At 61.9% G+C, this 16,547-nt stretch carries 18 protein-coding genes; 3 read left to right on the top strand and 15 right to left on the bottom strand.

Annotation, left to right across the window (positions count from 1 at the left end; all coding sequences use genetic code 11):
* Positions 1-26: 26 nt before the first annotated feature.
* Entirely contained in the window at positions 27-920 is an 894-nt protein-coding gene (locus tag ACQK2L_RS07740; protein WP_425396365.1) for a hypothetical protein, read from the bottom strand.
* Positions 921-1,062: 142 nt separating this feature from the next.
* On the opposite strand from ACQK2L_RS07740, the gene ACQK2L_RS07735 reads away from it, so the two are divergent.
* Together ACQK2L_RS07735 and ACQK2L_RS07730 are read left to right on the top strand one after the other, a co-directional pair.
* The gene (locus ACQK2L_RS07735; RefSeq protein WP_425396364.1) at positions 1,063-2,043 is read left to right on the top strand and encodes a hypothetical protein; all 981 of its coding nucleotides are present in this window, start codon (positions 1,063-1,065) and stop codon (positions 2,041-2,043) included.
* A 57-nt stretch (positions 2,044-2,100) separates the two neighbouring features.
* Entirely contained in the window at positions 2,101-2,691 is a 591-nt protein-coding gene (locus tag ACQK2L_RS07730) for a hypothetical protein (protein WP_425396363.1), read from the top strand.
* Between the two features lie 16 nt (positions 2,692-2,707).
* Here the strand turns inward: ACQK2L_RS07730 and ACQK2L_RS07725 are convergent, their stop codons facing one another.
* A complete protein-coding gene (locus tag ACQK2L_RS07725) occupies positions 2,708-4,027 on the bottom strand; it encodes a GAF domain-containing protein (RefSeq protein ID WP_425396362.1) in 1,320 nt (439 codons plus the stop codon).
* A 257-nt stretch (positions 4,028-4,284) separates the two neighbouring features.
* Here ACQK2L_RS07725 and ACQK2L_RS07720 point away from each other — a divergent pair, with 257 nt between their 5' ends.
* Positions 4,285-5,688 carry a dicarboxylate/amino acid:cation symporter gene (locus ACQK2L_RS07720; protein WP_425396361.1) on the top strand — a complete coding sequence of 468 codons (1,404 nt, stop codon included), beginning with the start codon at positions 4,285-4,287 and terminating at the stop codon, positions 5,686-5,688.
* Positions 5,689-5,691: 3 nt separating this feature from the next.
* On the opposite strand, the gene ACQK2L_RS07715 is transcribed toward ACQK2L_RS07720, so the two are convergent.
* The 13 genes from ACQK2L_RS07715 to ACQK2L_RS07655 form a co-directional block, all read right to left on the bottom strand.
* Positions 5,692-6,444, bottom strand: coding sequence for a hypothetical protein (locus tag ACQK2L_RS07715; protein WP_425396360.1), 753 nt, complete (start codon positions 6,442-6,444; stop codon positions 5,692-5,694).
* Positions 6,444-6,986, bottom strand: coding sequence for a hypothetical protein (locus ACQK2L_RS07710; RefSeq protein ID WP_425396359.1), 543 nt, complete (start codon positions 6,984-6,986; stop codon positions 6,444-6,446). Before ACQK2L_RS07710 ends, ACQK2L_RS07715 begins: the two co-directional genes overlap by 1 nt.
* Positions 6,987-7,203: 217 nt before the next feature.
* Positions 7,204-8,091, bottom strand: a complete 888-nt coding sequence (gene accD, locus ACQK2L_RS07705) for an acetyl-CoA carboxylase, carboxyltransferase subunit beta (protein WP_425396358.1) — start codon at positions 8,089-8,091, stop codon at positions 7,204-7,206.
* Between the two features lie 88 nt (positions 8,092-8,179).
* Positions 8,180-8,773: a histidine phosphatase family protein gene (locus tag ACQK2L_RS07700; protein ID WP_425396357.1), complete on the bottom strand. Its 594-nt coding sequence runs from the start codon at positions 8,771-8,773 to the stop codon at positions 8,180-8,182.
* A 60-nt stretch (positions 8,774-8,833) separates the two neighbouring features.
* A complete protein-coding gene (gene rpe, locus ACQK2L_RS07695) occupies positions 8,834-9,538 on the bottom strand; it encodes a ribulose-phosphate 3-epimerase (protein WP_425396356.1) in 705 nt (234 codons plus the stop codon).
* 274 nt (positions 9,539-9,812) lie between these two features.
* Positions 9,813-10,460 carry an SMC-Scp complex subunit ScpB gene (gene scpB, locus ACQK2L_RS07690; RefSeq protein WP_425396355.1) on the bottom strand — a complete coding sequence of 216 codons (648 nt, stop codon included), beginning with the start codon at positions 10,458-10,460 and terminating at the stop codon, positions 9,813-9,815.
* Between the two features lie 66 nt (positions 10,461-10,526).
* Positions 10,527-11,792, bottom strand: coding sequence for a DUF1559 domain-containing protein (locus ACQK2L_RS07685; protein WP_425396354.1), 1,266 nt, complete (start codon positions 11,790-11,792; stop codon positions 10,527-10,529).
* 59 nt (positions 11,793-11,851) lie between these two features.
* Entirely contained in the window at positions 11,852-12,235 is a 384-nt protein-coding gene (locus ACQK2L_RS07680) for a hypothetical protein (protein WP_425396353.1), read from the bottom strand.
* The gene (locus ACQK2L_RS07675) at positions 12,228-12,704 is read right to left on the bottom strand and encodes a prepilin-type N-terminal cleavage/methylation domain-containing protein (RefSeq protein WP_425396352.1); all 477 of its coding nucleotides are present in this window, start codon (positions 12,702-12,704) and stop codon (positions 12,228-12,230) included. The genes ACQK2L_RS07680 and ACQK2L_RS07675 overlap by 8 nt, the downstream gene beginning before the upstream one ends.
* Complete coding sequence (locus tag ACQK2L_RS07670; RefSeq protein ID WP_425396351.1) at positions 12,701-13,120, bottom strand: type II secretion system protein; 420 nt, start codon at positions 13,118-13,120, stop codon at positions 12,701-12,703. Before ACQK2L_RS07670 ends, ACQK2L_RS07675 begins: the two co-directional genes overlap by 4 nt.
* The gene (locus ACQK2L_RS07665; RefSeq protein ID WP_425396350.1) at positions 13,120-14,337 is read right to left on the bottom strand and encodes a type II secretion system F family protein; all 1,218 of its coding nucleotides are present in this window, start codon (positions 14,335-14,337) and stop codon (positions 13,120-13,122) included. Before ACQK2L_RS07665 ends, ACQK2L_RS07670 begins: the two co-directional genes overlap by 1 nt.
* Before the next feature lie 77 nt (positions 14,338-14,414).
* Positions 14,415-15,434: a type II secretion system F family protein gene (locus tag ACQK2L_RS07660; RefSeq protein WP_425396349.1), complete on the bottom strand. Its 1,020-nt coding sequence runs from the start codon at positions 15,432-15,434 to the stop codon at positions 14,415-14,417.
* Positions 15,435-15,438: 4 nt separating this feature from the next.
* Positions 15,439-16,515, bottom strand: coding sequence for a type II secretion system F family protein (locus tag ACQK2L_RS07655; RefSeq protein WP_425396348.1), 1,077 nt, complete (start codon positions 16,513-16,515; stop codon positions 15,439-15,441).
* Positions 16,516-16,547 lie beyond the last annotated feature (32 nt).

Raw genomic sequence — 16,547 nt, 5'->3', positions numbered from 1 at the left:
CCACGCTACGGGTCAAGGTCGGCTGACTACCGTGCGAGCATCGCCTCGAGCGCCGCGGCGGCCGCAGGCCAGGTGATGTCGCTCGCCAGGTACGTGCCCCACCACTGCGTAAGGACATCCGCCAGCTGGTCGGCTTCCGCCGGAGTGCTAGCGACCCGCCACAAGCCGAGCGCGTGGCTCAAGCTGGCCGGCGTGTACTCTGCCAGTTCGACCGACTCGGCGGCCGAGAGCGCTGGCGGCAGCATGGCGAGTACCGCGATCCGCGGCGCACCGCCGGGCGAGAGTTGCTCGGCCACTGCCGGCAGATCGAACTGCAACTGCCCGGCGAGCCACGCCAGGCGGACGACTTCGGGCAGTTGGGGATCGGTGTTCGCCAGCAGCGCTTCGATGGTCACGATGTTCGTCGGCAGATGCGCCGTGCCACCGCCTCCGACCACCGGCAGCACCATCACCACGTCGGCCCGCTCGGCCACCAAACACGGCTCGGTGAGCCGCCCGATCTGCCGCATCATGCCGGGCCCACGGGCGTCCCAGTGATCGCGAAGCGGCGCGGTGCGAGTGGCGATTTCGTCGACCAATTGCCGATCGGTTTGCCAGCGATGCCAACCAAAAAACGCCTGTTCGACGCTGCTTACCCAGGCGGCGAGCGCCGAGACATCCGCATCGCCCACGTTGCCACGCCCCCACCGCTTGTCGAGTGTTTGCCGGGCCAGTTCGCGATTCTCGAAGCCAGCGGCCGCGTACTGCAACAGCCCAGCGGTGAGCCCCGCCAGGTCGCCGCGAGCGGCCGTGGGTGGCTCGCTAACCAACGGCTCGAGCACTTCGGTAAGTCCCGGCGGCAACAGCGTAAGACCACGCGCTTGTGCATGCACTGCATGCAGGGCGCTGGCCGACTCCGAGGCCTTCCATGTGAGATTCATCCGCACCGCCCATGGCCTATGTTTTCGCTGCAAACTCACCTCTGCCAATCGCTCTAGGTGGCCTGGGGATTGCTTGCTACACTCCCGGCCCCCCAATTGTTCCCCCCAGCCTACGCCACCTCGCGTCGGAGAGAAACGGTCCATGCCTCGCACACTCTTCCTCGTTGCCATCGGTTGCCTCGCGGCAGCGTCCACCGCCCCCGCACAGCAACCAGCCGCCACGGCCCCGCCGGCCGCCCAGCCAAATCAGCCCACGCAGCCAGCGGTGCACCCGCAGGTGCCGACCGTCGCGCAGCATGACCCGTTTAACTTGTCTCCGAAGGAACAAGCCTACATCAACCAAGTGCTGGATACCTGGGAGAAGAAGAGCGACGAGATCAACAACATCTACGTGGAGTTCTCGCGGGAACGTCACACAATCATCGGCCCCGCGGGAATCAACGGCCCCCCGGCCGTAAAGGAAAAGGGCAAGCTGGCCTACCACCAACCCGACCGCGGTAGTTTCCAAATCACCGAGGCGCACGAGTGGAAAGCCGCCGCGCAGCCGCTCCCTCAGCCAAACCAGCTCCCCCAGCAGCCTCAACAAGCGCCAGCTGCTCAGGGCAAGTACGAACTGAGCGAAGAGCCCGGCGAGCACTGGGTCTGCAGTGGCGACAAGATCTTCCAGTTCCGCCACCTCAAGAAGCAACTGGTAGTAACGCCCATTCCCAAAGAGATGCAGGGCAAGGAGATCGTCAACGGTCCGCTGCCTTTCCTGTTCGGTGCTGAAGCCGACAAGCTGAAAAAGCGGTTCTTCATGAAGCTGGACAAGGATACCACGCGTGGCACCTTGATCGGTATTCATGCCAAGCCAAAGTTCATGGCTGACGCCTCTGAATACTCCGACATCTACGTGGTGCTGCAAAACGCGGCGGGCAAGCCGTTCATGCCGATTGGCATCCGTGTGGTGCACCCCAACCGCAGTTGGGACGAATACGTGTTCAATCTCGAAGACGCCCAGGTAAACCCCACCATCGCCGGTTGGTTCTCTGCCATGTTCCAGGAACCTCGCGCGCCGTTTGGTTGGAAAAAGGTGATTGAACCGTTGCGTCAAGCGCAGCAGCCGCAGACCGCCCCCAAGTAGCATTTTGACGCCAGTTGTGACTTCCCCGCCACGAGCATGATGGCGCCGAGAGTAGCAATGCTGCAGATTCGCCTCCAAACGCCCATACTGCTGGTGACCGCAGTTGCCGGCGTCGCCTGCTGCTTCCGGCCCATGCCCATTGTGGCCGAGTACAACTGCATCGTGCCGTTTGATCTTCCCCAGAAGGTCCTCGTGTCAGATGGCCCGGGTGGTGAGCCCGTCGAAAAGGATGCGGAAAAACTCTACCGGGCGTGGCATCGCGCAGGCTGGCAGGAATACGCGCGCCGATTCTTGTGGACCCCCGACGCTCTGCGGGCGCACCTGGACGTCGATCTCGCCAGCGACAACGATCTGCCAACCTGGAAGTACTGGCTCGCGGACTTTGAAGCCGAGGCCGAACGAGACGGCTTCTACGCCTGCCGCGATACGCTGCGACGACTGGTTCTCTCGCACGGCGTCGAGCACACTCGCGAGAGACTGGAGGTTCGATGGCCCATCGAGGACGATGCGCTCTGGGCCGAGTTTGCCTGGGAGATGGGCTTCACCGACCAACCGCCCTTCACAGGCGAGGTAGTCACGCTCGATACACTGCTTCCGAACGAAACATACGGCCCCTTCGTTTCGCTCCGCTACAGCGGCGAGCTGTGATCCAGCCGTGCTACTCTTAGCGCCGACGCACTAGCGCCAGCCCTGCAGGTCGCTTGCCGACACTATGAGCGGCCTCGGCGAACAGTCGCAAAGCGCGCTTGCCCGGCATCGCCCGCAGTTCGTCGGGCGAGTTGTGGCGAAGGCGGCTCGACAGGCGGCTGGCCTCGCGCTTTTCGCTGATCGGCGTGACCGCGGATGTAAGCACGAGTCGCTCGCGAACCATCAGTTCCACGCGACTCTGCGAGTAGACGGCTCGCTCCGACCAACCCAGCGGTGGGCAACTGGTGCTGCTCCAATCGCATGACGAGGCTCGCCAGCGGGCGAACCCGGCCGCGCCGGCCATGGCCACCGAAGCGTGCGTGCCGTCGACATCGAGCATGGCGACAGACACCGCCAGCCCTTCGCCGCCGGGCGAAGCGAGCCACAACGTATGGTTCGCGCTGGTGAGCAACTCACCTGCGTCGGTCGCGTCACCGGCATGGGCTCGCAAAGCGATCCGCGCCGCCTGCAACCAACCTTCGGCCATGGGGTCCGCACAGTCGATCGAACCGGTAACCACCAGCGTGCGACCGTCGGGCAGCGTTTGCCAATCGTAGAACGCCTGCGGCGCGAGGCCATCAGTTGTCCACCCGGCAAGCTCCCACTCGTCGACCAACGGATTCGACGCGGGTCGGGCGATGCGCGCTGTGGTAGTGGGACTGGCTGCCGGGCGGGAGGACGGGGCTTCGTCGGTGGCGGGCTGCGGGGCGGGCGCCGGATCGTTACCCCCATTACCCGCGGCACGCCACGCGTTTAGTTCAAGTTCGACGGCCAATCGACCGGCCACCACTTCGGCCAGCTCGATTTCGGCGTCGGCGAACGACCGCGGCTGACTGCTGTAGAGCCACAGCGTTCCGTGAATTGTCTCGTCGCTGGCCACCGGCAGGCAAATCGCCGCGCCGCACCACACCGGCACCGGCCAACCAGCCACCTGCACATCGTCTTCCAGCACGATGGCGCTGCCCGACATGGCAGCGATGTCCGCACGAGCGTCGGCCAACTTCCGCCGCGCCGCACCCGGCTCACCCTCTTCGGCGTGATAGTGCGACCGCAGCGCCAGCTCGTTGCTGGCCGCGTTGAGCGTATAAAAGTCGGCCGCGTCGCAGGCGAAACCGGAAACCAGGCCCCGCAGCACCGCCGTGAGGCGTTGATCGAGTTTCTCTTGCCGCGCCACGCCCGCAGCCTGGCCGGCGGCCGCTGACGGGCTGGTGACGACCTGAGGCTCGCGAACTTTCGGCACCACGACACCCAGGAGTTCGCCCGGCAACGCGGCGTGCTGGTTGATTCCTGATTGCATGGCGACTCGGCTCCTACTTCGCGGCAAATCCTGCTAGCAAGGGCCGCTTTTGGCCCATTGCATATTCACTGTCTTACGCAAATTAACATCGGATGGATAAAACAGGATGTTTGAGTTATTTTTGTCGCTTACGGAATTTGTGCGGCGAGTTGCCCGCCCATCCACACCAAAAGCTGCCAAAGCTTGGCTGCCCGCGAGCCTGGCGATGCGTTACGTTAGGGACTTTCTGTCACCCCCGAACCTGGAAAAGAGCCCCGATGAAGAAGCTCGCGCTGCATTGGAAGATCATCATTGGCATGGTTTTGGGGATTGTCGTGGGCCTGGTGGCGGTGTGGCTTGGCAACGACAAGCTGGACGAACTCGGCAATGTGATCGTGGACAAGCAAGGCAACCCCATTAACACGGGAGCTGAGTTTGTCATCGATTGGATCAAGCCGTTCGGTTCGATCTTCATCAACGCTCTGAAGTTGATCGCGGTGCCGCTGATCATCGCATCGCTACTCAAGGGCGTTTCCGACCTGCAAGATTTGACGCGACTTTCGTCGCTCGGCGGACGAACGATCGTGCTCTACCTGATCACCACCGCCGTGGCGGTGACGCTGGGCCTGACAATTGCCACGATGGCTGGACCGGGCAGAGGTATCAACAAGCAGGACCGCGATCAGTTGATCGAGGCGTTTGCCGACGACGCGGCCTCGAAGATAGCCGAGGCCGAGAAACAAAAGGAAAAGGGGCCGCTGCAACCGCTGGAAGACTTGGTTGCCGATAATCTATTCGCCGCTTCAAGCAACAACAAAGCAATGTTGCAGGTCATTGTGTTCGTGTTGTTCTTCGGCGTCGGCATGCTGCTGGTGCCACCGGACAAGTCGAAGCCTGTTAAGGACTTCTTCGATGGCCTCAACGAAGTGATTCTCAAGCTGATCGATTTGATTATGCTGGCTGCGCCGATCGGCGTGTTTGCCCTAATGGCATCGCTAATTGCCCAGACACCTTCGTGGGACATCTTCTGGGCGCTCATCAAGTACTGCGGCTGCGTCGTGGGCGGACTCGCGGCAATGACCTTTCTGTTCTACCCACTGCTGGTCGTCACTTTTACTGGGCGAGGTTATACGTGGTTCTTCCGCGGACTCTCACCCGCTCAGTTCTTGGCCTTTAGCACAAGCAGCAGCGCGGCAACGCTGCCCGTGACGATGGAGCGGGTAGAAGAACACCTGGGTGTCGACGAAGAGGTGGCGAGCTTCGTCCTACCGATCGGCGCCACGGTGAACATGGACGGCACCAGTTTGTATCAGGCGGTGGCCGCGGTGTTCATCTGCCAGGCGTTCGACCACACACTTACATTCGTGCAACTGGCCGGCATCGCATTCACGTGCATCCTGGCCTCCATCGGCACCGCCGCAGTGCCGAGCGCCGGGGTGGTAATGCTGGTGGTGGTGCTGGGCCAAATCGAGGCGGCAGTCGACCTCGTCCCGGCCATTGCCCTGATCCTTGGCGTCGACCGCATCCTCGACATGCTCCGCACAGTCGCGAACGTCACCAGCGATGCGACGGTCTCGATGCTGGTGGCCAAGAGTGTCGGCAAGCTGGGCGAACCGCACGAGAAGACCTGGGACGAGTACTATCATCACAAAGACGAAAGTAACGAGGGGGGAGAGAGCTAAGCCTCACCGCCGGTCATCGACTTTTCGCACGCGCATCACAAGGATCGTGAGCAGATAGCCCAGCATCGAGGTGACGAAACACACCACGAGGACAAACAAGAGGCCGCGGACGGTCGTGAATAGGTGATAGAGAGAGTAGCCCAACGTGTTGGACTGCACGATCGCGAAGTCGTCGAGACGCACCGTGGTGGTCGAGCCATTGTCCCAAATCACCTTTGCGTGTTGCCAGTTCGCGTCGAGCTGGTAGTCTTCCATGTATCGCCCAGGACTGTTGGCAATCGTGTTCAAAGCGAACGGCACGTAACCTATCATGTCGAGATCTGTGAGAGTTCGCTTCGGTGTTGGGCCATCGCAAACGCTGATACTAAAGAAGTAGTTGAAACTAGACGAGAACAGCATTCTGCCATTGGGACTTGGAATCCCACCGTATATGCGTCCACCGGTCGTCCACAGAGGTGTGGTGGATCCATCGTTGCGATACATACCAGAGCATGGATAAGTATCGTAAAGCCGTTGTACTTCGTCGACTTCGTCCTCAACGATTAAGTAAGGCGGATCATTGCCGCAGCTACGAATGCGAGCGACTTGCTCATCGATGGGATTCGGATGCAAGCTAACGAAGACGTACTCACCATTCTCGGAAGTCGAGGATGCCGACCACTCGTACCAACCGCCGCCAGATAGACCAGCGTGAGTCGGGAACGCGGGACAAGCCAACAAGGCAAGTACGATCCCCCAACGAACTCGGTGGTACATCACCCCTCCAACCACTTCCGCGCATCGCCCCATGCGTCGACAACATCAAGCCTGGCCACCCACTGTTCGAGATACTCCCGGTCGATTATTTCGCCACTCGCGGCGAAGATTCCGCGGATGTCTCGCAGGTGCTTCTCAGATTGGCCATCGCGGTAGTAGAGCAGTTTACCCAGGACGACGTCTTCTGGTGCAGCGACGTATCCTTCAACGCCTTCGATCAACTCTACCAGCCGGCGCCTCCATAGCTGGCTTTGCGACCATGGCGAGTCGGCGATTGTCATCACATCGATCTTTTGGCTCGACAAGTTGTCGATAACATTGAACTGGCTCCCGCGACGAACAGCCTCCTCGGCAGCGGGAACACTGACGTAGAACTGATCGTCGGGAAACAGCTCGCAGAACCTGTCGACGTTGTTTCCAAAGCGCGCAACGACGTCGATGTCGAGTGTCATGCGTGGCTCGCCCCATACACCACTGGCCATCGAACCGACGATGGCGTAGGGAACTTTCAGAAGTTCGAATGCATCAATCGTGTGACGCATCAACTCGCATTGCTGCACGCAAGAACCTCCTACCGACTTCGGCCTCGATTTGCTCGTGGGACCAGTTCGGGTGGAGGTGTCGAATTCCAGCCGCGGACAACTGACGAGCTGTTTCGTTCGCTTCGAACATGGTGGCGAGCTTTTGCAGCGGTGTCATTCGCCGCCAGCAGGCAACAACGCGCGGATCCAGAGGTTCGTCCACCATGACGCGCCCCCCTCACTTCCCGCAGTAGTCAATCGCTCGGGCGATCTCGCTCTTCATGTCCGCGCGTTTGACGATGCGGTCGATGTAGCCGTGTTCGAGCAGGAATTCGCTCGTTTGGAATCCCTCGGGCAGTTCCAGGCGGATCGTGGCTTTGATGGTGCGGGGGCCGGCGAAGCCGATTAGGGCTTTGGGTTCGGCGAACACCAGGTCGCCCAGCGAGGCGAAGCTGGCTGCCACGCCGCCCATGGTGGGATTGGTCAGCACCGAGATGAACAGTCCGCCCGCTTCGTCGTATCGAGCGAGGGCTGCAGAGACTTTGGCCATCTGCATCAGCGACAGGATGCCTTCGTGCATGCGTGCCCCGCCGCCCGAGCCGCTCACGATCACTAGCGGCAGGTTCTGCTCGGTGGCTCGCTCGATGAGTCGCGCCAGGCGTTCGCCCACCACCGAGCCCATGCTGCCCATGATGAACGCCGAGTCGGTCACGCCTACGGCCACGCGTCGAGCGCGGATCATGCCGGTGCCCGTGATCGCTGCATCGCGCAGGCCGGTTCGTTTCTGTTCGGCCACCACGCGCTCGGCGTAGGCTTTCTTGTCGAAGAACTCCAGCGGGTCGGCCGGAATTAGGTTGCCGTCCCACTCTTCGAACGTTCCCTCGTCCAGCAGGTAATGGATGCGATCGGCCGCGCTCAGGTACATGTGGTACCCGCACACGGGGCAGACGCTCATGTTTTCGGCGACTGTCTTGCGGAAAACCGTCTCGCCGCAATCGTCGCAACGCAGCCACAATCCGCTCGGCACGCCGCGTTTGGCGCGGTGCTTCTTCGGCTCGTCGCCCACCAAGGGGTCGTCCGAGTTGTCAGGCTGATCGCGGTTTTCCTTCAATTCGCCGGTGGCCATGCGAGAGCTAGGGGGAATAGTGGTTCCGTGGGGCAGTCAATGATACCAGTTTGCCGGAATGGATGGGAGACGGATGCGTGCCGCCTGGCTAGCTATTTACCTCGGCAATCACTTCGGCAGGCTTGTCGAGTTCGAACTTCTCCCACCGGCCCGCGTGGTTGCCCGCATGCCACAGGTCGCCCAGGTCGGCGCCGGAGAGCACTTGGCGGATGATGCACGCCAGCGGGTACGGCGCCACCAGCACCAGTGTGGTGTCGGCCTTCTGCTTTTTGCCCAATTTGGTGAGCACCTCGGCGGCTCGTTCGCGGGCGTGGGCGATGGTCTCGCCTTCGGGCGGGCAAACCGACTCAGGGTGCTCGATCCACTTGCGGAAAACCTTAGGTTGCTTGGTCTTTACGTCGTCGACCAACATGCCCTGCCACAGGCCCTGGTCGACATTGCTCAGCTTGTCGAGGACCCGCCGCTTGAGCGACAGTCGCCCGGCCAGTACCTCGGCTGTCTGCTGCGACGCTTGTCCCGGCGCCGAGTAAAGGGCAGATGGATTGAGCGCACTCAGCTCCTCGGCAATGTCGGCCGCTTGCTGCTTGCCGTCCTCGCTCAGGGGAACATCCAACGTGCCTTGAATACGGCCTTGCTTGTCGTATTCGGTGGTGCCAGTGTGTACAAGAACCAGATGTCTCATGATTGTCGTTCCAGATTCGACAGTATTTCGTGTGTGGACGAGTCGCAGTGCCTGTTTGGGTTACTTAATGAGCCTCTCGAGCTCGACAAATCGCTGGCGATAGTCGTCGCTGGCTGAAATGGCCGAACCAATCACCAGCAGATTCGCGCCAGCGGCGGTGCAATCGGCAATGGTCTCGAGATTCACGCCGCCATCGACTTCCAGGAAGGCGTCGACGTCCGGGCGGTCCCGCAGCACGGCGAGCTTCTCCAAGGCCACCGGATCAAGCTCCTGCCCGCCGAAGCCTGGCATCACGCTCATGCACAGGATCAGGTCGCAGTTGGCAGCCACCTGGTCGATTTTCTCAAGCGGCGTCGGTGGATTGATAGCAATGCCAGCTAGCGCATCCAACTCGCGAATCTCCGCCACCAAGTCGGCAAGCTCCGATTGGTCGCGGCAAACTTCCTCGTGCACCGTGATCACGTCGGCGCCCGCTTCGCGGAACTGGCGGATGTAGCGTCCAGGGTTCTCCATCATCAGGTGCACGTCCAGCGGCAACTCAGTGCACCGCCGAGCGGCCTCGACGATGGTCATGCCGAAGGTGAAGTTCGGCACGAAGTGGCCGTCCATCACGTCCAGGTGCAGCACCTTGGCACCGGCCTGCTCCATGTCGGCAATCTCCCGCCCCAGGTGCGCGTAGTCGCAACCCAGGATAGACGGATTGATCGCCGGCGTGGCGGAGGCCAGCCGGGCGCGGATTTGGTCGCGATGGGTATGCGCAGTCACCAACAAGTGCTTCTCTTCGCGATGGACAGGGGGAACCAAGTGACGCAGGAGGGAGGATTTCGCGCGATCGTGCGGGGGTCCTTGGTTTTGTGGCACGCCGCCACGCTGGCGGGCTGCCTGGCACAAACGTGCAGTTTTGGCAAAAGCAGGATTTTACTCCTCGGGTGGGCGGGCCCGCTACCGCTAATCGGCGGGTTTTCGGTCCTCCGTTAACTCCCGGATTCGCCTGCATTTGCAACACAAACCAAAGCCACCAAAGCACTTACAGCACTCGTCACGCCGCCTCGAACTCAGCCGATTGTGGTAATTGCTCGATACTCGAGAGCCCAAATACCTGAAGGAATCGCCCCGTAGTGGCGTACTGCACCTTCCGTGGGCTCTTCTCCGGCCGGCGGATCTCCACCAAACCGCGGCGCACCAGACTGCTGGCCAGCGACTGACTCTTCTGCGCGCGCATCGCGTCGATGGTCTTCAGGTCGACCGGTTGGCGGTAGGCGACGATGCTCAGCACCTCCATGGCCGCCGGCGTGAGCGTGGCCTGCTGCACCTTGCCATAGAACTTGTCGCGCACGCGGGAAAGGTCTTCCCGCAGGGTCAGCCGGTACCCGGCCGCCGATTCGACGATCGTCATCGCCGAGTCGTCTTCGGCGTACTCGGCGTTGAGCTGCTCGACGACCGCTGACACCTCGTCGGGTGTAATGTCGCGCATCGTGGCGGCGATCGATTCGGCCGATAGCGGTTGGTTGTCGGGCCGGCCCACGAACAACAGCGCCTCGGTGATACTCCGTGTGTCGACCGCCGCCTCGCGTGGCGCGGCCTCTTCGGCAGCGGTCGACTTGCGACCGAGCATCGCTGCAAACGCATTGGTGAGCCGCTTGATCGACAGGGGCGACTCGTCGGTTTTGTCTTCACCATCAGCCATGTGGCGGATGGTAGGACGAACCGCTGGCTGTAAGCAAGGTCAACGCACGGGTGCTAGCACCGCAGGTTACCATATGTCGTTGGGAATCTCGCCATCGTGACGGTTAGTCATTTGGCGAAACGTTCTCACGTCGACATCCTCGGAGATGCTCCGCACCGAGCCGTCTCCGAAACCAAAGGTAACGATGCCGGAGTGACTGCCCTGGAATCCACCTACACGCAGTGGCGAACTCCAGTTTCCGCCCAGCAGACCCCGCAGGTAGAACCCAGGTCGCACTTCGTCTTCGTAGCCAGTGTCGTCTCCGACCTCGAAATCCTCGGGCTCGGCGGTAAGCACATCGTTATTGAACCGCTTGTTCAGGTCCATAATGTACTTGGTACCGACGTCGTAGATGCTCATATCCTCTGGCTTCTTGTCGTCCTTTGGTTTCTCCTCGGTTGGTTCGCCCTCGGTGGCTTCTTTCACGTCCTCAGCGGCAGCCTCCGGCTTGGGTGCTGCTGACTCGGGCGATTTCACCTCTCCTTCTAGTTCCTCCAAGTCGGCGAATGGCTCGTCCACTTCCCCATCCATGCCGAAGTCCTGCGACTCCAATACGGCGTCGTCCCATTGCTCGGCGTCGGGATCTTCCTCGAATCCCCAGGGATCGTCGCTCGAGCCGGTTCCGGTCCATGGAAAATCGCCGCCCATTCCACCACCTCCACCGGCGGTGATGGCAAAGCCGCCGTTGCGGAGCGTGCTGGGCGTGCCGCTGAGCCAGCCAAGGTCGCCGTACTCCGGGAACTTCTCGCCGATGAAGATCGTGTAGCTCGCTCCGTCGCTAATGTCGTCGAGCGTGATCCGCTTATTGAGGACGAACGCACCGTTGTTGTCGACGTCGATCGGTGCTTCGCGGTCGTGATGGCAGGCGGCATACGTAGTGATCGGCCCCTCATCGCCGCCGTAGCTCGGGCACATCAGCAGATCAAAGTACGTTTGCCGCACCTGATCGTTCGCTTTGTGGTACGCGCTCTTCGTCAGATCGAGTTGGTTGGCGCGATTTTGCTCGCCAATGTAAGGCAGGGTCCTGGCGAGCCAGCTAATGTGGTGACCGTTGGGCACGTTGCGTATCGGACCTGTCTTGTTGGTCGTGCCGACCGGCAGGTATCCATACGCGAGTTCGTAGTTGTGGATGCCCAGCGTTGTCTGCCGAACGTTGTTCAGGCACGAACTACGCCGCGCGGCCTCGCGCGCGGCTTGCACCGCGGGCAGCAGCAGCGCCACCAGGATGCCGATAATGGCAATCACCACCAAGAGTTCGACGAGTGTAAAGGCTCTGCGATGCTTAACGTTCATGATATAGGTCCTTGTGAAAAGGCTGTTAGTGTATTCTCTCACGCAGAACTAGCGTGGCGTCATTCGTCTTCCATAGCGCGGTTTTGCGTGTGCGTGATTCGACTCTGGCCGGTGGCCGGGTAGTTGGTCGTGGCGGTGATCTGCGTACCGCTGTCGCTGGGTTTCACTTCAATCACCACCACTGCATCTTTCGCAAGGCCAGTCTCGCTGGCGGCGAGTTGCCAGCGCTCGCCGGTGTAGTCGGCATCGGCGGCCAACTGCGCTTCGGCGCGATCAACGCCCGACTCGCTCAGCAGTCGGCACTGGCGGTGCTCGTGGCGCAGGCGCCCCTGGCGGTGATGATCGACGATCGACCCCATGGCGTACGCCAGCAGCAGGCCGCTAGCGCCGATCACGGCCAGCACAATCAGCATTGTCACGCCGCGGCGGGTGTGCTTATTCATCACTCGCTCCTTCCCGTTCGCGGAGCGGCTCGACCACGCGCAATGGCATTCCTCGCTCGCCGGCTTCTATGTCGAGCACCACGATGGCCAGTCCCTCTTCGGTGGCGACTTGCCAATCGCTGTGGGGGCCGATGTCGAACCGCTCGTGGCGTGGCGAGTCGTCGCCGGCGGTCCACTTCACCTGGCAAGCGTCCTTGGCGAGTTGCCACTGACTCGTGCCGTGGTAGGTCGCAATCGCGAGTGTCGCGCCGGTCGCCTGCAGGTCGGTCGCTTGTTGCAACTCGCGACGGAGTGCTTGCTCCATCCGGTCGGCGGCGGCCGCCTGCGTGGCCGAGTCTTGGACCGAGCGGCCCCAAGCGCCTAGGTGGTGCAATAGCGCAATGGCCGCGGCGGCAATCACGGACGTGCAGAACACAACGACCATCAACTCGACCAGTGAAAATGCGCGACGGCGGCGGAGATTCCTCATGGTTGCTCCTCCTGCTCGCCCGGCACCCAGCGGGTAAGCACCAGCGGCTGGCCACGATTGGAAAGCTGCAGTTTCATCGTCACTCGCTTGGCGATGGGATCTTGCAGGTCGGCCACCGTGGTGGTGAGTCGAGAGCCCGGCAGTTGCTGGACGACTTCCGCGGGCAGTTGCCACTGATCGGCTGCTTCTTGGGTAATGTCGCTCGGCGGCTGGTTGATGAACTGCTTGAGACTGTTCTCCATTTCGCGACTGGCGTAGTCCACTTGGCCGCTGGCCTGGTGTGCGCGGTCGAGTCCCACCGTGGCTTGCACCACGCTGGTGGCCACGATGGCCAGCGCGGCGGCCGACAGCGTGACTTCCAGTAGGGTCATGCCGCGCCGGTGGAGACGGACCGAGTTGGGTGCGTGATGGCTCATTACGAAAGCCCCTCCACCAGTTTGACCAGCGGTATGAATAGCGAAACGACAATGAATGCTACGAGAAAAGCGATCGAAAGCACAACGAACGGATAGGCGATGCGAATCACTACATTCATGCGAGTAGCAAGCAAACTCTCGCGGCGAAAAGCGAGCTGCCGCAGCGCCCATGGCACGTTACCCACCCGTTCGGCCGTTTCGATCAAACCTAGCTCGTTGGTACTTAGCAACCGGTTGGTCTGCAGCACATTGGGCAGCGACTGCCCTGCATCGGCGGCGACGTAGGCCGCGGATAGTCGATTGCGCAGCGCGCGGACCGGGTAGGTGACCGACAGGGCGTAGAGCAGCCGAGGGAGTTCGACGCGATGCTCGACGCCGAGCGCTATCATGCGCTGCACCGTGGCGATATGTGATCGACGAAACAAGAAGTCGGTGGCGACGTGCAGAATCCGCACGTCGATCAAGTAGAGAAACGCCACGAAACCCAATGCCAACAAGGTAGCTACCGCGAAAACCGCAATCACAGCCCCTACAGGGTAGCTGGTGATGAATAGCTGAGTCATCACGGGGAGCGGCAATCCGAACTCGTAAAAGATCTCGCTAAACTGAGGAATAATAAACATTCCGTAGAACGCGAGGAGCAATCCCATCGTCAGCACCATCGCCACGAGATAGGCGACGTAGTCGCACCAACTCCTGGAAGCCGACGCAAGCGCCGGATCGACCGGCTGACTTAACTCGTCGAGCGCCTGGGGTTCTGCGCCGGCCAAAGAGCCGATGGCCGCGTAAGCTGGAGCGGTACGGGGGAGTGCGCGAGGGTGAATCCGTACCGATTCGTACAGCGGCGTGCCCGCTTGCAGGTCGTACCCCAGCGCCCTGGCGGGTCGGCCGACAAATGCCCCCTGCTGCAATCCCTCAAATAGCTCGCTGGTCTCTTTCAATTTCCCCTCGCGCTGCGCGATGGAGAGCAACTTGGCGTTGGTGCGGCGGTGGGAATCGCGCGAGGTGGTGACCCCATCCACCAGCGCGAAGACTGCCATGATCCACAACAGCACACAAATCACGAGCGAACCAACCGAACCAGCCAGCGGCAACAAGCACCAGGCGAAGATGCCCAACACGATGAAGGCCCAACTCACCCCTCGAAGCAGCCAGAAGAGGATATCGTCGGGTTCCGGTCCTCGCACACCATAGACCATCCCCAGCGCCATCCGCATGGCGAGTCCAACGAGGAGCACAATGAGTGGAGCGAGAAATATCACAGCACACTACAACAGGGAAACTAAGGAACAAGTCATCCGGTGAGACTTCCCATCAACTTTACCAACGGCATCATCAATGCAGCGGCCGCAGCGGCAATGCCGCTGGCCACAGCCACTAGCGCTATGGGCGGAACCAGTCGGCGGATGAGCACCAATCGCTGTTGGCGGCGGTTGGCGAACATGTCGGCGGCCAGCGCCAGACCGCTCGCCAATTGCGAACGGCGCTCGCCCCAGCCGGCGATGGTGGTGAGCGAGCGGTCGAACGCCCGCGACCCGGCCATCGCTTCCTCCAGCGAGATCCCACGCTCCACCTGTTCGGCAACACGATGGGTGGCCCGCCCCAGGCTGCGATCGTCGAGCAGGTCCCCCGTGTACTCCAGGGCCGCGGCGAGCGGTATCCGCAGCCCGACAAAGCTGGACAGCGTTGCGGCAAGTTGCTGCTGCGAAATGCTGCTGAACATCCGCCCCAACAGCGGCAGCGAGTTTCTCATCGAGTAGCCCACCCCAAAGATGCCCGGCGCGAGAATCACCGCTAGCCACGCGGCCATCGCGACGATCATCGCCCACGGCATCACCGGTAGCCCGTTTAGAATACTCTCTGTAGCAGCCGGCAGCGGCAGATCGAATTCGGTGTACATCTCCTCGAAGTGCGGCAACAGCACATACGACAGCAACAACGAAACCGCCGTGAGCACAATCAGCATCACGAGTGGGTAGACCAGCAGGCTCCGCAAGGTTCTCCACGCACGTTCGGACGAATCGCGCAGTTGCGCGAACGAGTTACACACGGCCGAGAGTTGTTCGGACGTGGTGGCCGCGCGCAGCATGCCCACCAGGTATCGCGGCGCGAATCCTTGGATGCTCTCAAGCGCCGCATCGAGCGACTTACCCTTTGCCAGTTCCTGCTTGAGTCGATCGACCGCTTCGCGCAACTGTCGATCGTCCAGGTCCTCGGCCAAAGCCTCCAGCACGACTTCGATCGACATCCGCTCGTCGCTGGCAATCGCAGCGGCCGATGGTATCGCGTTCGATTTTTCTTGCTGGTGGTCCACGCGTCTATTGCCACAGGGAATCGGCCAAGGTGTGAAGCATCTCGGTGTAAGGCCACATCATACCAATACAGTAGGCCGCCACCACGGTGCCAGCGACGCCAACGGTGAGCACCGCCGGCACGAGATCGTTGAGCGACGTCTGCAGCAGGTCGGCCCGCGCTTGATACGATCGTCGCGCGCGATCGAGCGACGCGGTCATCAGCGGGCGGCGACCACTATAACGCAGTGCCACTTGCACCAAAGGCGGCAGGCGGTCCAAAGGCGAGCGCCCGGGGTGATCGTCGCTGTCGCCGGGCACGCCGCCAGCGGCGACCTGATCGGCTAGTTCCAACGCCGCTTTGCGATAACCGCGATGTCCTACCGCACCGGCGGCGATGCGGAGCGACCGATCGAGCGGAACTCCGGCCGCGGTGGTCATTCGCAACACTTCGGCCATCGTGCCGGACGCACTAAGCCGATGTAGCGCCCGCGCACCGGGAATCCATCCCAGCAGCGACCACCTTGGTGCAGCGAGGCTCGTCGCGCGGCGGCTGCGCCACCACCACACCAGCGGAATCACAATCGCCAGCACCGGCACCACGATGGTGAGTGTCTTGATGAGCCACGGATTGTCGGCAAACTTTGCGTAGGGAGTGAGCGTCTCCGGCGCGATCCAGGCGATGTTGCTGAACACACCTGTTAGCAAGAGCGCCAGGAGCAGGCTGGCCAGGATGATCACCGTGATCGGCACCAGCAGGGCCGCGCTGGTAGTCCGCTGTAGATTGGAAAGCCGGCGGGTGCTGCGAGCCATCTCCTCCAGCGCGCCCGCGGGGTCACCGCTGGCGATACCGGCCTCGACCACCGCTCGATACACCTCTGGCAGCTGGTCGCCTTCGGCGTCGAGCGCATCAATCAGCGAACTGCCCCGCTCGATGCGATTGGCCAGCCGAGTGGCCAGCGATCCAGCGCCCGGCGAGAGCTGCCTGGCCAAACGCCGTAGTTCCGGCTCGAGCGGCATCCGCGCTTTGGCTAGCGCCGCCAGCTCGGCGTTGAGCGCGGCCAAATCGTCGAGCGTCGTCGGTCGGGGGTCAGGTTCGGACATCAACGGTGCAACTCACGGGACGGGAGCAATCG

The sequence above is a fragment of the Aeoliella sp. genome (assembly GCF_965227375.1).
Lineage (GTDB): Bacteria > Planctomycetota > Planctomycetia > Pirellulales > Lacipirellulaceae > Aeoliella.
This window is presented reverse-complemented; position numbering and strand designations above follow the sequence as displayed.

Excerpts from the sequence above, each read along its gene's own strand:
- ACQK2L_RS07680 (WP_425396353.1), bottom strand. The coding sequence starts at position 12,235 with ATGAATAAGCACACCCGCCGCGGCGTGACAATGCTGATTGTGCTGGCC.
- ACQK2L_RS07715 (WP_425396360.1), bottom strand. The coding sequence starts at position 6,444 with ATGTACCACCGAGTTCGTTGGGGGATCGTACTTGCCTTGTTGGCTTGT.
- ACQK2L_RS07700 (WP_425396357.1), bottom strand. The coding sequence starts at position 8,773 with ATGAGACATCTGGTTCTTGTACACACTGGCACCACCGAATACGACAAG.
- ACQK2L_RS07655 (WP_425396348.1), bottom strand. The coding sequence starts at position 16,515 with ATGTCCGAACCTGACCCCCGACCGACGACGCTCGACGATTTGGCCGCG.
- accD (WP_425396358.1), bottom strand. The coding sequence starts at position 8,091 with ATGGCCACCGGCGAATTGAAGGAAAACCGCGATCAGCCTGACAACTCG.
- ACQK2L_RS07675 (WP_425396352.1), bottom strand. The coding sequence starts at position 12,704 with ATGAGGAATCTCCGCCGCCGTCGCGCATTTTCACTGGTCGAGTTGATG.
- ACQK2L_RS07720 (WP_425396361.1), top strand. The coding sequence starts at position 4,285 with ATGAAGAAGCTCGCGCTGCATTGGAAGATCATCATTGGCATGGTTTTG.
- ACQK2L_RS07730 (WP_425396363.1), top strand. The coding sequence starts at position 2,101 with ATGCTGCAGATTCGCCTCCAAACGCCCATACTGCTGGTGACCGCAGTT.
- ACQK2L_RS07685 (WP_425396354.1), bottom strand. The coding sequence starts at position 11,792 with ATGAACGTTAAGCATCGCAGAGCCTTTACACTCGTCGAACTCTTGGTG.
- ACQK2L_RS07740 (WP_425396365.1), bottom strand. The coding sequence starts at position 920 with ATGAATCTCACATGGAAGGCCTCGGAGTCGGCCAGCGCCCTGCATGCA.
- scpB (WP_425396355.1), bottom strand. The coding sequence starts at position 10,460 with ATGGCTGATGGTGAAGACAAAACCGACGAGTCGCCCCTGTCGATCAAG.
- ACQK2L_RS07665 (WP_425396350.1), bottom strand. The coding sequence starts at position 14,337 with ATGCGGATGGCGCTGGGGATGGTCTATGGTGTGCGAGGACCGGAACCC.
- ACQK2L_RS07710 (WP_425396359.1), bottom strand. The coding sequence starts at position 6,986 with ATGCGTCACACGATTGATGCATTCGAACTTCTGAAAGTTCCCTACGCC.
- ACQK2L_RS07735 (WP_425396364.1), top strand. The coding sequence starts at position 1,063 with ATGCCTCGCACACTCTTCCTCGTTGCCATCGGTTGCCTCGCGGCAGCG.
- ACQK2L_RS07725 (WP_425396362.1), bottom strand. The coding sequence starts at position 4,027 with ATGCAATCAGGAATCAACCAGCACGCCGCGTTGCCGGGCGAACTCCTG.
- ACQK2L_RS07670 (WP_425396351.1), bottom strand. The coding sequence starts at position 13,120 with ATGAGCCATCACGCACCCAACTCGGTCCGTCTCCACCGGCGCGGCATG.